Genomic DNA, 19,409 nt, shown 5'->3' on the forward strand with positions numbered 1-19,409 from the left:
GTGCGGGTTGGTCGCGCCCACGCGGCGGAGCCGCCTACTGACACAGCCCCGCACCCCATACGGGACGCCGCTACTTCCGTCTGTGGACGAGTCGCCCCGCGCACACCGTCGCGATGCACGCCTCCGTCTCGTCGAACACGGCCAGGTCGGCCCTGGCCGTCTCGACGAGCCGTGCGGGGCGCGGTGCGGAGACCACGGAGACGTCGTTGCGTTCCGCCGCCGCCCGGAGTTCGGGGGAGTCGACGTACGCCTCCAGCACCACCACCGCTCCCAGCTTCAGCACGGCGTGCACGCGCTCGCGCGGGCTGGGGGCGTCCGGAAGGGGGCCGTCGTGGAGCCTGGCGGGGCCGAGGGACCCCGGCCACCGGCGTACCCGCGCACGCGGAAACCTCTCGCGCAGCTCCTCGTACGTGCCCACGGCACCGATCCGGTCCTGTACGACCACCACGGCGCCGTTCTCGACGGGGTCGGAGTCCCAGGCGGCGAAGACCCGGTCCGCCGTGTGAATCGTCTCCACGGCCCGGTCAGTTGGAGGTGAGGAGCTTCAACTCCGGGTGCGCCGTCCCGCCCTCGATCGCCGTCGACGAGATGTGGGACATCACCCGCTCGTCCACCGGGTCGTTCGCCGGGTCGTCGTGGACCACCAGGTGCTCGTACGTCGTCGCGCGCTGTGCCGGGACGCGGCCCGCCTTGCGGATCAGGTCGATGATCTCCAGGCGGTTGGAGCGGTGCTTGGCGCCGGCCGACGAGACGACGTTCTCCTCCAGCATGATCGAACCGAGGTCGTCGGCGCCGTAGTGGAGCGAGAGCTGGCCGACCTCCTTGCCGGTCGTCAGCCAGGAGCCCTGGATGTGGGCGACGTTGTCGAGGAAGACCCGGGCGATCGCGATCATCCGCAGGTACTCGAAGAGGGTCGCCTGCGTGCGGCCCTTCAGATGGTTGTTCTCGGGCTGGTAGGTGTACGGGATGAAGGCCCGGAAGCCACCCGTGCGGTCCTGGACGTCCCGGATCATCCGCAGGTGCTCGATGCGCTCGGCGTTGGTCTCGCCGGTGCCCATGAGCATCGTGGACGTGGACTCCACGCCCAGGTTGTGCGCCGTCTCCATGATCTCCAGCCAGCGCTCGCCGCTCTCCTTGAGGGGCGCGATGGCCTTGCGGGGGCGCGCGGGGAGGAGTTCCGCGCCGGCGCCCGCGAAGGAGTCGAGGCCGGCCTCGTGGATGCGGGTGATGGCCTCTTCGACCGAGACGCCGGAGATCCGGGCCATGTGCTCGACCTCGGACGCCCCCAGGCTGTGGATCACCAGCTGCGGGAACGCGTCCTTGATCGCCTTGAAGTTCTGCTCGTAGTACTCGACGCCGAAGTCGGGGTGGTGGCCGCCCTGGAACATGATCTGGGTGCCGCCCAGCTCGACCGTCTCCGCGCACCGGCGCAGGATGTCGTCGAGCTCGCGGGTCCAGCCCTTCGCCGTGTCCTTGGGGGCCGCGTAGAAGGCGCAGAACTTGCACGCCGTGACGCACACGTTCGTGTAGTTGATGTTCCGCTCGATGATGTACGTCGCGATGTGCTCGGTACCCGCGTACCTGCGGCGGCGTACGGCGTCGGCGGCGGCGCCCAGCGCGTGCAGGGGCGCGTCGCGGTAGAGGTCGAGCGCCTCTTCCGGGGTGATCCGCCCACCGGCGGCGGCACGGTCGAGGACAGACTGGAGGTCGGCCTTCTCGGTCACCAGGGCGTCCCTTTCGTCAAGGGTTGTGGACAGACCTGGCCAGCCTACGCCAGCCGCTACGGCAGGTCCGCCTCGGTACGGCCGAGGACGATCCGGTCGAAGAGGGCACCGCCGCCGTCCGTGCGCACGGCGAGCTGGGTGATCTTCATCAGGTCCGGGTCCTGTGCCCACAGGGTCCACAGGTCCAGGCGCACCACACTCCAGTCGGCCGGGACCTGCCCGACCGAGTGCTCGGTCAGCAGCGTGGGGGCCGGCGGCCAGTGGGAAATCCCGGCGTTCACGCCGAAGACCCGGCCGTCGTTGCGCGAGCCGTCCCCGATCCGCAGGCCGATGCCTGTGGTCTCAGGGCCGAGCGCCTTCCAGGCGAACTGGAGATGGCGGTACTCGCCCGGAAGGCTCGGATGTTCCACGACCTTGAAGTCCCAGTCGTGCATCGAGTAGCCGAAGGCGGCGTAACTGGCGGGATACTGGGCGCCCGGAAGCGGCCCCGGCACCCGCAGGCACCTGGTACTGCCGGAGTACGCGCCGCCCTCCTGGATCTCGACGCCCCTGCCGCCGATCAGCAGGTCGTGTACGTCGTCCTCGCGGTCGTCGAAGAGGACGGCGACGGGGTTGTTCTCCACCACGTCACGGTGGGAGGGGCCCAGGACCCGGCCGTGGAAGACCAGTTCACCGAACCGGAGGTTGCCCGCAGGCCAGGTGCCGCCGCCGGTCGTGACGAACCGGAAGCGTCCCGAGCGCAGGTCGACGTCGTGGCTGTGCACGGCCCGGTCGGACAGCAGCATCGGGCCGTCCCGCCAGACGGCGTTCCGGGCGTCCCACCACTGGAGCAGCACGTCACGCATCCAGGACTCGGGGTGCGCGGGATCCTCGGCGACGGTGACACCGGTCAGCTCCAGCTGGGAGCGGAACGTGTCCACGGTGAGCACGAAGCGCTGGTCCGAGCCGCGGGCGCCGAGACCGCCGAGGAGCGTCGGATTCAGCCATGGCTCGGCGGGCGGAGTGGCACTGCCGTCGGTCAGGAGTGCGAAGGCCTCGGGCTTCGGACCCATGTCGAACTCGGGGTTGACCATCCTCATGGTGAAGATGGCGTGGGTGTCCGCGAGGAGGTTGGGAGTCAGGTCGTACGGCTCGGAGCGCGCGTTGCCCCACTCCGCCCTGCGCACCACGGGCACCGGGTCGGGGGCCGTCAGCTTGGCACGGATGTCCGTCTCCTCCGGGGCCAGCCGGGTCCGCCAGCGCTCCTCGAGATCGGTGCCGTACCGGACGACTGTGCCCATCCATGTGGCGGCGAGCAGATCGCCGTCCGGCAGCCAGGCCGGCACCGGGAGCGCCCGCAGGTCGGTGGCGGTCAGCAGGGTGCCGTCGCGCCGCAGCACGGACAGCGTGCCCAGCTCGCTGCCGACGGCGATCCGGGTGCCGTCGGGCGAGACGCGCGGGCGGCGCAGGAAGTCGTCCCCGGTGTGGGTCCACAGCAGGCCGGCCGTGGTGTCGTAGGCCTTCAGCTGGTTGCCGGTGGTGACCGCGAGGAGGGAGCCGTCGGCGGAGACGGCCAGCTCGGCGGCCGCGGTGGGCAGGGTGGTGACCAGGGCTCCGTCGCGGATCACGTACACGCGGCCGCCGTCGGCCTCCGACGCGATCACCGCCGTACGGCGGTCGCCGCTGACCGCTCCCGCGCCGAAGGCCCCGCCGAAGCTCGCGCCGACGGCGGTGGGGATCGTCCACAGGGTGGTGCCGTCCGCCGCCGAGCGGCCGGTGATGGTGTTGTCGGCGTAGGTGATCAGGGTGTCGTCGTCGAGGGCGAGGAGGCGGAGCGGGGTGCGGCGGTTCTCCGTCCACCAGGAATCCGCCCACTTCTCGTCGCCCTGGTCGTCCCACACGGCGAGACCCAGGTCGCCGGAGGTGGCGATCCAGGAACCGCCGGGCGCCACCGCGAAGTTGTTCAGGCCGTAGTCGTACCCCCATTCCGGCTTGGACCAGTCGGTGGCCTTCTTGGGCAGGCCGAACAGGGCGAACCGGCGCTGCGGTCGGCCGGCGGGGTCCAGCACGTAGAGGTGGTAGCCCTCCGGGGAGTTCAGGTCGAAGCCCTGGACGGCGAAGCCGTCGGGGCGGGCGGTGGGGCCGTAGGCGAAGTGGTGGCCGAGGCGCCGGCGCCAGCGGGTGCGGCCGGTGGCGAGGTCGAGGCCGTAGAGGTTGTGGTCCCAGTTGAAGGTGTTGAGGGCCGCGGTACTGCCGTCGGCGGCGACCGCGATGTCCCTGACGTGCGGGCCGAATCCGTCCTCCGAGGCGGTCGGCAGCGGGCTGTGCAGCAGCGGGACGATCGCGTAGAGGCGGGCCGGTACGGTGCGCAGGTCCGCCGTGAAGGTGCCGCCGAGCAGCGAGACCGGCTTGCCGGTGAGCACGTCGACGACCTGGTGCAGGGCGGGCAGTCGTACCGTCAGCTTCGTCCGCACGGGCAGGCGTTGGGCGCACAGCAGCCCGACGCGCCAGGCGGTCCCCGGTTCCCAGTCGGGCATGGTGTTGTTGACGGCCCAGATGTAGGTGGTGTCCCCGGCCGTCCATTCGCTGAGCAGCACCTCCGGGTTGTCGCACTCGGCGACCGGGGGGACGGCGTGCAGCACCTCGGCGAGGGCGGCGCCCTGGGCGAGGAAGACCTTGCGGAGCCGGAAGTAGGCGGTGTCGTCGTTCTGCACGGTCCGCTCGAGGAGCGGCTGGACGTGGTCGAAGCCGATACCCAGCGGGTGGAAGTCCGCGGCGATGCCGGTGTGGCAGGTGGCGTCGGCGTACACCGTGACCTTGCCCGCCGGCGCCGGAGGGTCGGCGTGTACGGCCTTCAGGGCCTCCGCCAGCCGTGGCTCCGGGTCGACGCGCTGGCCCACGAGCAGGACCACCTGGTAGCCGCGCAGCACATCGGCGGTGACGTCCTCGCTGTGGACGAAGGAGGCGGGCCGGCCGGCGTACAGGCAGGCGCTGTACGCCTCGTAGAGCCGGGCGAAGTAACGGCTGAGGGTCCACCCGTCGAACCGCTCCAGGCGCTGCATGCGGGTGGAGACGACGATCGCGACCCGGTTGGCGCTCTCGGCGCCCGCGACGGCCGGGCCGAGGCGGCCGATCAGGTCGAACGCGGCGCGCTGGACGGAGGTTTTGCCCGCTCCGCCGGAGCGCGGCTCGCCGCGTTTGGGGCCGCTGCCGCCGGTCCGTTCGGCGTAGGCGGCCACGCCCTCGGTCTGGCGGACGCCCTCGTCGGGGACCAGGCCGGTGCCGTCCGGGCCGCGCAGCATCTGCTGGAACAGGGTCGGCAGGATCATTCCGCCGGTGCCGTCGTCGTTGGTCAGCTCCGGGTGACCCCACACCGGTTTGCCGGGCCGCCGCAGGAAGTCGACCATGTGGGCAGTGGCCAGCGGGATCTGGATCTGCTCGCCCTGATAGTGCAGATCGACCTCGTCGGCCTCGGCGAACAGCAGCGCAGGCGGGGTCTGCACCGCGTAGTAGGGCCTGGTCAGTGCGCTGGTCAGGCCGGGCGCCACCGTGTTCAGGGTCTCGCGGAACTCGGCGGCCTGCGCCGGTTTGCGTCCGACGGTCCGGTCGGTCACGGTGTCGAGCACGGGTGCCCAGGTCCGGCCGCCATGGTCGATGGCGTTCACGGCGTCCGTGAACTCCTGCTTCTCCTGGGCGCCTAACGCGTCGGCCACGCCCACGGGGCCGTTCCACCAGTTGGCGCCCCAGGTCCAGCCGCGGAACGCGGCATAGACGCCCAGCCGGCCGGTGACCCTGGTGAGGTCGCACTTGAGCGCGGGCAGTGTGCGGTTCTCGTAGTTCCCCGGCCAGTCGAGCGGCAGGAAGGTGTCGTTGATGTGGAGGACGGCCTGTTCCTCGATGCCGTGTGCGCCGTATCCGGCGATGACCCGGCGGCCCACGTCCTCCAGGCCGGCCTTGAGCGGGTGGACCGCGACCGGGGAGGCCGCGAGCCGTCCGGCGAGGTCGGTGCCGGTGTCGGCCGCGTTGTCCGCCTCGAAGGTGGCGGGCCAGCCGCTCGCGCCGAGCCGGTCGACGGCGAGGTTGAGGCCGAGCGCCCGGACCCGGTTCAGGTGGGCCTGGACCAGGTCCGGGAGGTCCGCGTAGCCCGGCAGCGCGGTGCTGACCGGGTTCGTGGCCCTCGCGCGCGGGTCGACGGGGAAGCAGGCGTGGTTGGGAGCGTAGATGTCGGTGTACAGGGTGAGGTGGAAGTCCGGCCTGCGGGTCAGGCCCGGACCGATGTCGAGGTACTGGGGGGCGACGGTGAAGGTGAGGCCGGTCGGCGGCTCGGCGTCGACGGCATACCGTCCGGGCTCCAGGGTGCCGGTGTACTCCGCGTCGATGTCCAGCCGGCCGCTGCCCGTGCCGTCCAGGTCGACCTTCCACTCCCGCAGTACCGCGCCGTCCCGGGTCAGCACGGCCCGTACGGCGGTCGGCAGCGGTACCCCCGGGCCCACCCGGGCCCGGACCGCGACGGTGACGGCCTCGCCGCGCCCGTAGTGGAGGCGGTTGACGTTGACCGGAGGGAGGGGATCGCCGTGCTCGTCCTTGTCGATCCGGCAGCTCATCAGGGACAGCGAGCCCTGTACGGTCCCGGCCGGGCGGATCTCCACGGTGCCGTCCACGACGTACTCGGACAGCTGTCCGGCGGCATCGGGCGACACCCGTACCTGGTAGAGGCCCCGCTCGTCGGCCGGCGGGGTCACCGCGCCGCCGGTCAGCGGGAGTTCGGTGAACTCGGGGACGCCGAGCGGGCGCAGCCAGACCCGGAAGCGCGGCCGGTTCGGCCAGCGGCCCGGGGTGTGGGTGACGGTCAGGGGCATCGGCCGGCCGGCGGCCCACACATCGGAGTCGTACTCCACGGTGAGGCGCTCGACGTCGGCTTCCACGCGTGTGGCGTCCCTGCCGCCGGCGGTGTCGTACACCTCGAACAGATAGCGGGGGTCGTTCCGCTTGACGTAGTACCTGCCCTCGCGGAGCCGCAGGTGCTGCACCTCGTAGCCGTCGCCGGGCAGCCCGATCGCGCCGTCCGTCTTCTGCCCGTCCGGCTGGTAGATCCGCAGCGGCTGCCGGCCCGTGCCCTTGAGGATCACATGGAGGTCGCCGTCCTCGGTCGTGTCGAAGCCGCCGTAGAGGTCGCCCGAGACCTTGACCTGGTCGGACCAGAGGCACCTGCCGGCGAGGTCGCTGGCGCAGACGAACCCCGACGGGCTGTCCTTCTTCGGCCATGCGGTGTAGATGCGCCCGGCGTGCTCCGCCACCCGCAGGCCGACCGCGCCACCGGCCGAGACGGCCTCGGCCGGGAGGCCGGTGAGGGGGATCTCCTGGTCCAGGGTGCCGTCGGGCAGCAGCCCGAGCACGCGCCGCCGATGCTGGTCGAGGACGTAGAAGACGCCGGACTCCGCCGCCTCCAGGCCCGAGGGCGAGGTGTAGCCGAGGGTGTCGTCACCGGCGAAGTCGTCGTAGTGGCCGAGTTCGTTGAGCTCTTTGTCGTAAAAGACGACCCGGTGCTGGAAGTGGTGCTCCGCGATCGCGATCACCCCGGCCGCGTCGGCCGTGGCGAGCAGCGCGGCGGCGCCGGCCCGGGTGAAGCGCTGGTGCGTACCGTCCGGTGCCAGGCGCAGCAGACGGCCGTCGGGGCTGCCGCCGACGACCAGATAGATGTTCTTGTCCCGGCCGTAGCCCAACTTCAGGTTCGGCACGTCGAAGACGGGGTTGTACCGGGATACGACCTGCTCGATCTTCCGTACGCCCATGACGGCTCTCCCCCGATCCCCGACCACGCCCCGTGCGGCTCGGCACCCTGCGGCTCGCTCCACGCGGCCCGCCTCACGCGGCCCGCCCCACCAGGATCGCGATCATCGGAGGCAGGACACAATCACTGAATCGGGTGATGTGTCCGTACGCCCGTGCCCTGGGCTACGCCGTGTACGCCCCCACCAGGAGCCCCGCGAACGCGCCCGCGATCAGGAACGGTCCGAACGCGATCGCCGTCTTGCGCCCGGCCCGCCGTACGACGACGAGCGCACCGCCGTACAGCGCGCCGAACAGGAAGCCGGCGAAGGTGCCGAGCAGCACGGTGGGCCAGCCGTACCAGCCGAGGACGGCGCCCATGCCGAGCGCGAGCTTCACGTCGCCGAAGCCCATGCCGCCGGGGTTGATGAGGAAGAGGACGAAGTAGGCACCGCCGAGCGCGAGGGCCGCGTACAGGGCGGTGAGCCAGTCGCCGGCGTGCTCGGGGAGCAGCGCGGCCCCACCGAGGAGGGCGAGGGCCGCGGCCGCGAGGGGGAGGGTGAGGGGGTCGGGGAGGCGCTGCACCCGGAAGTCGACGACCGCGAGCAGCACGCCCACCGGCGCGAGCACCAGCCAGACGGCCAGCTCGGGACGGGTACCGGTGGCGAGCGCCAGGGCTACGCAGACCAGCGCGGTCGCGACGGCGAGGGGGGTGGTGCGGGGGCCGTAGGCGGCGCGCGGGCGAGCGGGGGGCGTGCGCGGCTCGCCGGGCGCGGGCGGGGTGGGGTGGGCGCCGGGCGCGGGGCTGTCGCCGGGCGCTGGCGCGAGGTTGCCGTCGGGCGCCGGCGCGGTGGGGTGGGCGCCGGGCGCGCCGCGATCCGCATGTGCGGGCGTGGAGCCGCCGGTGGGCGCCGGCGCGGTGGGGTGGGCGCCCGGCGCGGAGTTGTCGTCGGGTGCCGGTGTGGGGCGGTTGTCAGGCGCCGGCGTGGGGTCGGGCGCCTGCGCCGGGGTGAGGGGAGAGGACTGCGCCCCCTCGGGCGTCGTGCACTCCGTGCAGCGTGCGCGGCCCAGCCAGCCTCTGAGCGGGTGGCCCGCGGGGCAGGTGGTGCGCCACTGCTCCCCCGTCGGTGCCGAGAAGCGGTACGCGGCGCGGGGCAGCAGGGTGCCGGCCGCCGCGCCCCAGAGGGCGGCGGCGGCCGGGAGGGCGAGGTCCAGGACGGTCATCCGGTCGCGGCGGCGCCGTCGCGCCAGGTCGGCAGGAGTTCGTCGAGGAGGGCCTCGGTGCGCGGGGGCAGGCCGCGCGCCCCGCTGCGGGTGACGAGGTCGGCGGCGAGGGCGCGGACGCGGTCCGGGTCGCCGGTGGCGTGGGTGGCGCGCAGCAGCTCGTTCCAGAGGCGCTCGTCGGCCGCCGCGGTCCTCAGCGCCGCGCCGAGCGCCTCGATCGCCTTCTCCGCGCGGTCCTTCTCCAGGTGGAACGCGGACAGGGCGAGGCCGATGTCGGCGACCAGCAGCGGGAGCTGGGCGTCGATGATCTCGTGGGTGAGCCAGCGGTACCGGCCCTCCGCGCGGTCGGCGAGCAACGGGCCGCGGACGAGCACGAGCGCGTCGGTGAGGAGGCGGCCGCGGACCGCGCGGCTGTCGACGCCCTTGCCCTGGGTGGCCTCGTAGTAGAGGGAGCGCAGCACGTCCAGGTCGGAGACCACCGACTTGGCGAGCACGAGTCGGCCGGTGGCGTCGGCGCGCAGCCGCGGGCTGCCGTCCGGGTCGGTGCCCAGCCAGGCCCGCAGCCGCTCGAGGAGCGCGTCGCGGACGTCCTCCGTCACCCCGCGCGGCCACAGCGCGGACGACAGCACGCGCGGGTGCACACCCTCGCGGTGCAGCAGGAGGAGCGCCAGGGCCTCGTGGAGGAGCGCGCTGCGGTCCCCGTCCGGGGTGTCGAGGCCCATGATCTCGTACGGTCCCACCAGCCGCGCGTACACCGCGGGCCGCCCCTGCTCGCTGATGTCGACGAGGAACGGCGGGGCGTTGGTCGGCCCGTCCGGGTCGCGCTCGGGGTCGGCCTCGACGAACAGTTCGACGACCGCGCGCTGCTGCACGGCGGGCAGCAGCTGGGCGTCCAGTTCGAGGCCGAGGAGCGGGGCGAGGAGCTTGCCGTCCGGGGTGATCTCCATCGCCCAGGAGGCGCCCGGCAGGTCGGCGCTCTCGGTGCCGACCAGGTAGCCGATGCCCAGCCGGGCGGCGTCGGCGGCGAGTTCGGCGAGCCGCACCGCGTCCTCGGCGGACGGCTGGGTGGCGAGCAGCACCAGGTTCGGCGCCCAGCGGGTGTGCTGGGCCGGGCCGGTGCGGCCGGTGAGGACCGAGTGGTGGTCGGCGGCGCCCAGTGCGCCGCGCCGCTGCCGGGTCTCCGCCTCCATCGTCTCGAACAGCGCCTCCACGCCGTCGAGATGGCGCAGCCGGTTGGGGGCGAGCGGGGTGAGGTCCGCGCCGAAGCCGACGAGGGTGATGGTCATGCGGTCCGACCAGCCGTTGGTGGCGAGTTCGGCGGCGACCGAGGCGAACACGGCGGCCCGGTCGGCCTCCCGGCCGCTCAGCGAGACGATCCCGGGCACGGCCTCCAGGTTGAGCAGCAGCCGCGAGTCGTCCATGGTGCCGAGGCTGACCAGGCCGGGGTACGGCGCCGCGGCGTCGGTGTCCTCGTAGTGCTCGGCGTCCGCGCGGGACAGCGTCCAGAACGTCTGGTCCTGGCCGAGCTGCCAGGGCGCGGGGGGCTTGCCCGCGGGCTGGGCGAGTTGCAGATGCAGATCGCCGTGGCTGAGCCAGGCCGCGTAGACCACCGGCAGCGAACGGGACTCGGCGGTGAGGGCGGCGGCGAGTCCGCGCAGGGACCGGTCGAGCAGTCGTACGCCTTCCGGATCCGCGCCGACCAGGAGCGCGTCCTGCACGTCCTGGGCGTCGCCGGTCGGGGTCGGCGGCTCCATGCCGCGCCGGCCGCCGACGGCACCGAGCGCCGACTGCCACAGGGCCTGCCGGCGCCGGCGGCCGAGGGCGGCGAGCAGCCCGGCGGCGAGGAGGGGGGCGCCGAGCAGCGCCTCGGACAGCCCGAAGGCAGACCCGAAGACCGACCCGGAGGCAGATCCGGAGGAGGAGTGGCCGGAGGCGTCGTGCGCCTGGGCGGGTGTGCCGGCGTCGCCGGCCTGGCGCTGGCTGGGCACCGAGATCTGCGCGGTGGCCCCGTCCTCGCCCGCGTGCTGCCCGCCCTGCTGCTGTTGCTGGTGCTGCTGGGCGTGGTCGCCGGTCCTGGCGTAGTCGCCGATCTGCTGCCGGACCTCCGGCGAGACATGCGCGTCGGGGTTCGCGACGAGTTCGCCGCCGTGGGCGTCGCCGGGCATCTCCATGATCCAGCCGGGCCGGATGAGGCTGGCCTCGGAGAGCCGGGAGCCGTCGGGCTGGATGCGGTCCTTGTTGAGCTCGTAGATCTCCTTGTACCGGCGGCCGTCGCCGAGGTGGCGCTGCGCTATCTCCCAGAGGGAGTCGTGGTGGCGGCCCTCGGGCGGCTGGATCCGGTAGTACTTCGTCGCGCCGTGCGCGGTGGCGGTGGAGCCGTGCTCGGCCTGGGCCTGGGCGGCGGCATGGCCGGCCTGCTCGGCGAGGGCGGCCGCGGTGCTCTTGGCCTGCTCCTGCTGCTGGGCGAGGAGGCCGGGGGTCGCCTGGGCGGCGGCCACCGTGCCCTTCTGGTTGCCCTCCATGCTGTGGCCGAGCTGCGACAGGCCCGGGGTGAGGCTGGCGGCGGTGGCGCCGACCAGCAGCAGGGCCGCGACCAGCTGCCGGGCGAGCAGCTGGCTGGGGCCGGCGCCGGGGACCCGGCTGGGCAGGCCGACGCCGGAGACGGCGGCCTTGACCTCCACCAGCACGCAGGCCGTGAACTGGGCCCAGGCCAGCCACACGATGACCGTCAGGATGTTCAGGAACGTGTCGACGCCGATCGGCTGCGACAGCCAGCCCATCGTCGGCGCGCTGTGCGGCAGGGGCCAGCCGACGGTCACGGCGAGGGCGCCGGGGACGCCGACGACGAGCGCGAGCAGCGCCACGAAGGCGAGGAAGGCCTTGACGAAGTCCCCGAACGTACGCCGTCGCACCCGCACCGGCTGCGGGGTCCGGTTCCGCGGACCCGACGGGTTCCCCGTCGGTCTTCCCGTCGAGCTTGATGTGCTGCGTCGCGCCATGGCGGGTGTCCTGGGGTCGTGTGTGGAAGGAGTGGGCCGGGGGCGCATCGAGCCTATCGAGGTCCCCTTGACGATCCTATTGACTGGCACCGACAGCGTCGAAGGGAAGAACGGCGAACGGCGGCCCGTTTCCTCCCCTTTCATCAAGCGGGGTCCTATTGGCCGGAGTTACCGCCGCCCGGTCCGCACACCGCCTCTCCACATGCCCCACACAACCCCCCACCAGCACACAAGGGACCGTCATACCCCGCTGGTAGCTTCGTTCCCAGCTGCACACATGTCGAACTCCGGGGGAGACTCAACCGTGGCCGGCCGCACCCTGACCCTGCCCATCCTGACGGCCGCCGCGGCCCTCCTGCTGACCGCCTGCGGCGGAAGCGGTGGCGACGGCGGGACCGACGACATCAAAGGCGCGGACACGCGGTCCGGCAGCCCGTCGGCGTCCGCCTCAACATCGTCGGCCGCGTCCGGCGTCAAACGCCCGGTGATCACCCTTCCGAGCAGTTTCCAGCTGACGTTCGAGAACTGGACGAGCGGCGATCCGGCGAAGCAGGCGGTACTCGACGACGCCAAGGAAGAGCTCAAGGCGGGGTACGCGGCGATCATCGCGAACGACCCCGACAGCACCGACGTCCCCTTCTACGACAGCGCGGGCGTCGTCGGGCAGACCAGGGCGTGGATCAAGACGTACACCGACAAGAACCTCACCGTCATCGGCAAGTTGCCCGTCTTCGGCCCCAAGGTCGTCGTGGGCGGCGGCGGCAAGGGCGCGTCCGTCACCTACTGCACGGACGAGAGCAAGGCGTACACGAAGAACCGCAGGACGGGGAAGGAAGCGGGCAATCCCGCGGGCACCGACCCCTACGTCGTCTACACGGTCTCGATGGCGAAGAGCGCCCAGGGGGTCTGGCAGAACACGTCCGTCCACTCGAAGCGGGGCGGGTGCTCCCGGTGAAGCCGCGCCTGCGGGGCATACCCGTGCTCGCCGCGTCGCTCGCCGTGGCCCTGCTGGGCGCCACGCCCGCCGTCGCGATCGGGGACGAGGGCACCGGCACGCGAGGCGGGGCCGACGGGAACGAGCTCTCCGCCTCCGCGAGTTACTCCCGCATCAAGGTCACCCGGATCAGCGGCCCCACCGGCGGCAAGCTGGGCTCCGTCACCGCCACGGACGTCGACTGGAAGCCGCCGCAGTGCTGGTACGAGCCCGTCTTCACCCCGCAGCAGCTGAAGGACTTCTCCGAGCGCGTCGGCGACGGCGATGTCGGTATGCGCACCGCGTGGTTCGGCAAGGGACTGTGGACCGACCACTTCAAGGACGGCAAGGACACCACCACCATCTTCACCGAGCCGGCCGCGGTCCCGGGGTACGAGAACTACAACCTCGGCAAGGACGGCCGCTTCTGGCGCGGAGTCGCCCCCGACGGCATCGACACCATCGACGACAGCGCGCTGTGCAGCAAGCTGATGTTCTGGGTCCCGGCCGGGCAGGTGCCCGACGACCCGGACGCGCCCACGCCCGAGACCCTCGCCGACTACGCCTACAACAAGATCAAGGTGCCCACCACCGCGGTCGAGCTGAAGCCGGCCGCCAGGTCCACCGTCAACCTGCCGACCTGGGCCTGGCTGGACAAGGGCCGCTTCCAGGAGGTCAGGGTCCGCGCGGAGCTGCCCGGCACCGGCCTGTGGGCGGAGACCACCGCCAAGCCGGTCGCCCTGCACCTCGACCCGGGCACCGGTGACGCGGAGACGTTTCCCGCCTCCGGCAACTGCACGATCGACGACGACGGTTCCATCGGCACCGAGTACCGGCCGGGCGACGCGGACAAGACCCCCTCCTGCGGCGTCCGTTACCTGCACGCCACCCACGGCACGCCGTACCGGCTGAAGGCCTCCGTCACCTGGCAGATCAGCTGGCGCGGTTCCGGCGGCACCGGCGGCGAGCTCCCCGACGGCACCTTCGACACCACGCAGGAGATCGCCGTCCAGGAGATCCAGTCCGTCAACCGCTGACCCTCAGGGAGGACAGCAGGAAGCGGGTGAGGGCGGACGTGGCGAAGCTGATCGCCGCCACGCCCTCCTCCGCGCGGAGTTCGACGACCGTGCGGGCGGGGCCGTGCGGGCGGACGTGCACGTTGCCCACGGCGGCCGGTCCCGCCAGGCCCTCCTCCAGCAGGGCGCGGGCGAAGGTCCAGGTGACCTCCTCGCCGTCCAGCGAGATCCACGGCGGGAAGACGAAGTGCACGGCCTGCGGGTCGGCCGAGGTGTAGCGGAGGGTCGCGGGGACCGCCACCTCCTGCTCGTCCGCGGTGAGCAGGCGGGCGCCGGTGGGCTGTTCGAGCGTGATGGGCACGGGCTTCTCCGGGTGCGGTGGGGTGCGGCGTAGGTCGTCGTAACTGTGAGAGCGCCCGGCGTCCGTTTGATTACGCGGGAAACACAAGCTAGTTGAGTGACATGTGTCACTTTTCGAGGTGCTTGAAACTTTGCTTGAAAGTTCTGCCATCTACAGTGGCAAGCCCTTTCCCCGCCCCACGCCGGCAACTGGAGCGTTCCGCCATGCACGACGGTTCCTCTGCAGTCATCAGCACCACCGCCTACGCCCGGATCTACGAGGAACAGCAGCCGCGTCTCGTCGCGTATGCCCGCTCCCTCACCCGGAACGCGTGGGCCGCCGAAGACGTCGTCGCCGAGGCGCACTTCCGGGTGTGGCGGCGGCTGGCCGAGGGGCACGAGATCGACAACGTGTCGGCGTATCTGATGACGACCGTCCGGCACCTCGCGTACGCCGCCGGCGGTGCCGTGCGCGAGACGCCCCGGGATCCGCACGAGGACGAGCAGGCCGAGGCGGGCCGGCACGGCGACGACCCGGCCGAGCAGGTCTCCTCCGTCGATCTGCTCGTGCGCGTGCTCGCCCAGTTGCCCGAACGCTGGGTCAAGGCCCTGTGGCTGGCCGAGGCGGAAGGGCAGCCGCTGGCGCAGATCGGGCCGCAGCTGGGCACCAAGGAGGGCGCCACCGCCGTCCTGCTGCACCGCGCCCGCGAAGGCATGCGGCAGGCGTTCCTGCGCACGCAGAGCGGCGCGCCGGACGACCCCGCCTGCCAGGTCCACTGGAGCCGGATGCCGGCGTACGTGCGGGGCACCGCGACGGAACGGCAGTCCGACCGGCTGCTCGCCCATGTGGACACCTGCGACGACTGCCGCGCCCGCCTCGCCGCCCTGATGACCGCCAACGACCGGCTCCCGGCCCTCGTCGGCCCGGCCCTGCTGGTGTTCGCGGTCGGGGGTACGGCGGGCAAGCTCCTGCTCGCCCTCACCTCCGGCACCGCCGCGAGCGCGCACGGCGGCGGGGGCGGGCTGCTGCACGGCGTACGGCAGGCCACGACGATCGGCGGTACGAAGGCGCCGGTGGCGGTCGCGGCGGGCGCGATGGTGGCCGGGGCGGCGGCACTGGTGCTCATACTCGGCCCGGGCCGGTCCGCCTCGGTCCCGGCCCAGCGGACGCCGGTCGCAGACGCACCGGTGACCCAAGTGCCGGTGGCCGGGACGCCGGTGGTGCCGAAGGACGCGCCCGCGGCGACCGGGAAGGGCGGCGGTGCGGGGGCGGCGGCACGGGCGGAGCGTGCGGGCGGGTCCGGGGATACGGCCGACCAGGTGCGTACGGTCGTCACCCGGCCGTCGGAAACCGGTGGGTCCGCGTCGGATCCCGGCGGGAAGGCCTCGGGTGGCGAGGGGGGCGGCGAGACCGCGCCGCCCGCGACGGCCGAGCCGACGCCGTCCGAGCCCACGGACCCGACAGGCCCGACGGAACCGACTCCTCCGGCCGACCCGGCTCCCCCGGCGGAACCCACCGAACCGACTCTCCCGGTGGAGCCGACCGACCCCGCTCCCCCCGCCGAGCCGACCGACCCGGCTCCCGTGGACACCCCGCCGGTCGAGGACCCCGACCCGGCCCCGGCCACCCCACCCGCCGACGACGACTGCACACCCGGGCACGGCAACGGCAACGGCAACGGCAACGGCAACGGCAACGGCAACGGCAACGGCAACGGCAACCATAACGGCCAAGTCCCGCAGCAGAAGCCGCGACAGCCGTCGGCCCGGTAACCCTCAGCCGCCGACCTCGTTCTCCGCCGTCGCCTGGCCGTGGACCACGACGGCGCCGCCGTAGAACATGCCCGTGAAAACCGGGTCGTACGTCAACTGGACCTCGACCTGGACCTGTTGGGCGTCGGCGGCGACGCAGTGCGTGCCCGCGATGTCGGCGGTGGACATGTCCATCTCGCGGGCGAAGGTCTTCACCCGGGCGTCGCAGTCCTGGAAGTTGATCGGCGCGGCGCCCTGGTTCTCGTACAGGGCTTCCTTGTCGATGTCCTGCGCCGCGTACCGCGCCGCCTGTTCCGCGATGTCGGCGGCGCGTTCCCGCTTGGAGATGGACAGGCCGCCGTCGATGACGAAGGCGGAGAGGGAGAGGAAGACCAGGGCGAAGATGATGACCGCGCCGGCGCCGGAGCCCCGGTCGTCGAGGCGGAGCCGGCGCGCGGTCCACCAGGTGCGCAGCAACGCGATGCTCACGCTCACGTCGACCTCCGGAACGGGTCCAGCGGCGAGGAGAAGCTCGCGGTGAGGGTGGTCGGGATGTCCAGGCCAAGGATGGCCAGACCCCGCACCTCGCAGCTCACCTGGACGGTGAAGATGGTGTCGGGCTCGAAGCCCGCGCTGGTCTGGACGACGGAGACCGGGCCGGAGCAGACGTCCGACAGGTCGGCCTCGGCGGCCTTGCGGGCCTCCGACAGGGCCGTGCCGTGGTCCTTCTGGATGGACCCGGCCCGGGCCGCGTCGCGCGCGGCGCCGTCGATCGCGCCCCGCCCGTCGACGAGTTGGCCGAAGGCGACCAGGACGAGAATGAAAAGGATCATGACCGGGGCGAGGATGACGACCTCGATGGTCGACAGCCCCCGGTCGTCCGCGGCTCCGCCGCGGGCCGCTTCGTGGTGAGCGGACATCTAGTTGTCCTCCACGAACCGCTCGACCGGCCCCGACGACTGCGCGTGCACCGTCAGGTCCAGGCCGGGGAACACCGTCGGGATACGGGCCGAGATCTCGACGCCGACCGTGTTCTGTTCCGGCTGGAGCATCTTCACGTCGGGCGACAGGACCAGCTGCGGCCCGAGTTGGCTGATGTAGGAGTCGACCACGTCCTGCGCCTCGCCGCGCCAGGCGCCGGGCTCCGCGTCGGCGGTGGCACGGGCCTTGCGGGCGCCGGCCTGGGCCGCCGCCTGGGCCACGTGGTCGGCGAAGAAGTACAGCGCGAACTGCACCGTCGCGAAGATCATGAAGAAGAGGACGGGGGTGAGGAACACGAACTCGATCGCGGTCATGCCCGAGTCACCGCGCGCGGCGGCAGCCCGGCGGCGCACCCAGCCGCGCAGGCCTCTGCTCACGCCCACAGACATCCCCGTCACCCCCGTCATCCCCCTTGTCGTACGTGCGCTCAGCAGGTCCCGCTCGCGTTGGCGCCCTTGATGCAGTCGCCGACCTTCTTGGCTCCGTCGCTCAGCGCGGCGTTGATGATGGCGGCCACCACGCCGACGATCGCCACGACGACCGCGGAGATGATGACCCACTCGACGGCGGAGGCACCGCGGTCGAGTTCGCCGGAGCGGGCGCGCTGCACCCGGCTCTGGAGAAAGGTGACGAGGAAGTCCATCGCCGGGATCCCGGTGCTGAAGTTCCTCCCGGTCAGGTTCCGTCCGCTCATGGTGGGTTCTCCCGTTACTTTGATCGAATCAGCAGTTGTCGAAGGTCTCTGGAACAGCTCACACCTGGAACACCCGCATCGCCGCCGGGAAGATCAGGAAAACCAGGAAGCCGGCGCACAGCAGCAGCTGGGCGACGAGCATCGACTGGGACTTCTCGCCCGCGCTGCCCTCGATCTCGGCGAGTTCGCGGTGGCGCATGGTCTCGGCGCGGGAGGCGAGGGACTCACGGACCTTGGCGCCGTCGTCCGCGACCAGGGCCAGCGAGGCCGACAGGTCCTTCAGCTCCTCCACGCCCAGCTCCTCGCCGAGCGCACCGAGGGCCTGCCACTGGCTGACGCCGGTGATCCGGGCGTCGGAGAGGGCGTTGCGGATGCGCTGGTTGGCCCAGCCGTCGGAGATCTCCGCGGCCGCCATCAGCGCCTCGGGAAGACCGCGGCCGCCGGCGAGGCTCATCGACACCAGGTCGAGGTAGGCCCCGATGACCCGCTTCAGGTCCCGGCGCTTCTCGGCCGCGTCCCGTCGTACCTCCAGGTCGGGCAGGAAGAAGAACAGGGCCGAGCAGACCAGGGCCAGCCAGACCGGGATGACCGGGCTGTGGCCGAAGCCCATCGTGTAGACGACGGCGAACAGGAACGGCCCGAAGAGCATTCCGCCGGCCGCGAGCAGCACCTTGGTCGCCAGGAACTTCTCCCAGCTGCGGTCCAGGACGGCGAGGTCGGCCCGCAGCGAGCGCTGCTCCCAGCCCTGCTGCCGGTAGAACTCGGCGACCCGCTCACCGACGTCGGCGCGCAGTGAGCCGAACCGGCCGGTGTCCCGGGTCCCCCGCGCCGACTCGTAGGCCGCGCCGCGCGCCCGCATCGCGTCGATCCGGGCGACCTGGGCGACGGCGCTGCGCTTGGACGGCATCAGGGCCCGGATCAGGGCGTAGACGCCCAGTCCGAGGGTCACGCCGACGAGGATCGGCATCGTGAGGTTCATCGGCGTACTCCTTCCTCGGTGGGCAGCTGCTGCTGGCCCGGCTGCCCGGGTACGGTGCGGGGCGGTCGTACGAACTGGACGGAGGACTGGTCGCGGACCAGGAACCGTTCCGGGGTCTCGATGGTGGACAGCTTGCGCAGCCACCAGAAGCCGAGCGCGAACAGGGCGCAGACCAGGGCGAGGACCAGCTGGCCGACGGCGGTGCCGTACGGCTCCACGAAGTCGCGGTTGAAGACGGCGAGTCCGAGGACGAAGGCGACCGACACGGCGACGACGATCTGCACCGAGCGCCGGGTGGACGCCCGCTGGGCCATCACGCGCTGGCGCATGTCGACCTCTTCGCGCGACGACTTGGCGAGCGCGCCGAGCACCTGGCGCAGACCCGGGCCACGGAGGCGGGCGTTGAGGATGAGCGCCGCCACGATGATGTCGGCCGAGGCGTCGTTGATCTCGTCGGCGAGGTGCTGGAGTGCGTCGGGGAGGGGCGTGCGGGCGCGCAGCCGGTCGACGAGGGCGTCGAGGTGGGGGCGGAGGATGGGCGCGGCGGCGCGGGCGGAGGCCGGGATGGCCTGCTCCAGGCCGACCGCGCCGGCGATGGTGTCGCGCAGCGACTCGGTCCAGGAGGCGAGCGCCTCCACCCGCTTCATCGCGGCCCGCTCCTCGGCGGCGCCGCCGAACAGCTTGTCCCAGAAGAAGACCAGGACACCGGCGGCGACACCGGCCACCGCCCAGCGGGTCAGCAGCAGCACCGCGAGCCCGACGATCGCTGCGAGGGAACCGCGCTGACCGGCGAACCGGATGAGCTCGGCGGCCCGTTCGTTGGCCTTCTGCTTCTCGTGGTCGGGCTTGGCGGGCAGGCCGCGGACCGCCAGGATCAGCAGCGCGAGCCCGCCGCCGACGGCGACACCGCAGCCGAGGGCGTAGAGGACCGAGACGGAGAAGAGCCCGCCCATGGAGCCGAGGGAACCCAGGTTCATGTC

At 72.5% G+C, this 19,409-nt stretch carries 15 protein-coding genes; 3 read left to right on the forward strand and 12 right to left on the reverse strand.

Going from position 1 to position 19,409, the window contains the following annotated elements; translation table 11 throughout:
• Positions 1-70: 70 nt before the first annotated feature.
• From ACFWXC_RS24685 to ACFWXC_RS24705, 5 genes are all read right to left on the reverse strand, one after another.
• Positions 71-517: a hypothetical protein gene (locus tag ACFWXC_RS24685; protein ID WP_384481986.1), complete on the reverse strand. Its 447-nt coding sequence runs from the start codon at positions 515-517 to the stop codon at positions 71-73.
• Positions 518-524: 7 nt separating this feature from the next.
• Entirely contained in the window at positions 525-1,724 is a 1,200-nt protein-coding gene (mqnC, locus tag ACFWXC_RS24690; protein ID WP_384481988.1) for a cyclic dehypoxanthinyl futalosine synthase, read from the reverse strand.
• 56 nt (positions 1,725-1,780) lie between these two features.
• On the reverse strand, positions 1,781-7,495 hold the full coding sequence (locus ACFWXC_RS24695) for a hypothetical protein (protein ID WP_384481990.1): 5,715 nt from the start codon (positions 7,493-7,495) through the stop codon (positions 1,781-1,783).
• 163 nt (positions 7,496-7,658) lie between these two features.
• The gene (locus ACFWXC_RS24700) at positions 7,659-8,696 is read right to left on the reverse strand and encodes a prepilin peptidase (protein ID WP_384481992.1); all 1,038 of its coding nucleotides are present in this window, start codon (positions 8,694-8,696) and stop codon (positions 7,659-7,661) included.
• Entirely contained in the window at positions 8,693-11,695 is a 3,003-nt protein-coding gene (locus ACFWXC_RS24705; protein WP_384481994.1) for a hypothetical protein, read from the reverse strand. Before ACFWXC_RS24705 ends, ACFWXC_RS24700 begins: the two co-directional genes overlap by 4 nt.
• A gap of 304 nt (positions 11,696-11,999) precedes the next feature.
• Here ACFWXC_RS24705 and ACFWXC_RS24710 point away from each other — a divergent pair, with 304 nt between their 5' ends.
• The gene (locus tag ACFWXC_RS24710; protein WP_384481995.1) at positions 12,000-12,650 is read left to right on the forward strand and encodes a hypothetical protein; all 651 of its coding nucleotides are present in this window, start codon (positions 12,000-12,002) and stop codon (positions 12,648-12,650) included.
• Positions 12,647-13,705 carry a hypothetical protein gene (locus ACFWXC_RS24715; RefSeq protein WP_384481997.1) on the forward strand — a complete coding sequence of 353 codons (1,059 nt, stop codon included), beginning with the start codon at positions 12,647-12,649 and terminating at the stop codon, positions 13,703-13,705. Before ACFWXC_RS24710 ends, ACFWXC_RS24715 begins: the two co-directional genes overlap by 4 nt.
• Here the strand turns inward: ACFWXC_RS24715 and ACFWXC_RS24720 are convergent.
• Complete coding sequence (locus tag ACFWXC_RS24720; protein WP_382528137.1) at positions 13,695-14,045, reverse strand: SsgA family sporulation/cell division regulator; 351 nt, start codon at positions 14,043-14,045, stop codon at positions 13,695-13,697. The two genes, ACFWXC_RS24715 and ACFWXC_RS24720, sit on opposite strands and share 11 nt — an antisense overlap.
• A gap of 203 nt (positions 14,046-14,248) precedes the next feature.
• On the opposite strand from ACFWXC_RS24720, the gene ACFWXC_RS24725 reads away from it, so the two are divergent.
• Positions 14,249-15,796 (forward strand): sigma-70 family RNA polymerase sigma factor, encoded by a 1,548-nt coding sequence (locus ACFWXC_RS24725; RefSeq protein WP_384481999.1) that lies wholly within the window; start codon positions 14,249-14,251, stop codon positions 15,794-15,796.
• A gap of 3 nt (positions 15,797-15,799) precedes the next feature.
• Here ACFWXC_RS24725 and ACFWXC_RS24730 read toward each other — a convergent pair whose 3' ends face one another.
• The 6 genes from ACFWXC_RS24730 to ACFWXC_RS24755 all read right to left on the reverse strand — a co-directional run bounded on the left by ACFWXC_RS24730 (position 15,800) and on the right by ACFWXC_RS24755 (position 19,382).
• Entirely contained in the window at positions 15,800-16,264 is a 465-nt protein-coding gene (locus ACFWXC_RS24730) for a TadE/TadG family type IV pilus assembly protein (RefSeq protein WP_384482131.1), read from the reverse strand.
• Positions 16,265-16,266: 2 nt separating this feature from the next.
• A complete protein-coding gene (locus tag ACFWXC_RS24735) occupies positions 16,267-16,695 on the reverse strand; it encodes a TadE/TadG family type IV pilus assembly protein (protein WP_384482001.1) in 429 nt (142 codons plus the stop codon).
• A complete protein-coding gene (locus ACFWXC_RS24740; protein WP_384482003.1) occupies positions 16,696-17,163 on the reverse strand; it encodes a TadE family protein in 468 nt (155 codons plus the stop codon).
• Positions 17,164-17,183: 20 nt separating this feature from the next.
• Positions 17,184-17,435, reverse strand: a complete 252-nt coding sequence (locus ACFWXC_RS24745; protein WP_362564663.1) for a hypothetical protein — start codon at positions 17,433-17,435, stop codon at positions 17,184-17,186.
• A gap of 73 nt (positions 17,436-17,508) precedes the next feature.
• Positions 17,509-18,429, reverse strand: a complete 921-nt coding sequence (locus ACFWXC_RS24750) for a type II secretion system F family protein (protein WP_384482005.1) — start codon at positions 18,427-18,429, stop codon at positions 17,509-17,511.
• Positions 18,426-19,382, reverse strand: coding sequence for a type II secretion system F family protein (locus tag ACFWXC_RS24755; protein ID WP_384482133.1), 957 nt, complete (start codon positions 19,380-19,382; stop codon positions 18,426-18,428). The genes ACFWXC_RS24750 and ACFWXC_RS24755 overlap by 4 nt, the downstream gene beginning before the upstream one ends.
• Positions 19,383-19,409 lie beyond the last annotated feature (27 nt).

It is taken from the genome of Streptomyces sp. NPDC058683 (assembly GCF_042716195.1).
Lineage (GTDB): Bacteria > Actinomycetota > Actinomycetes > Streptomycetales > Streptomycetaceae > Streptomyces.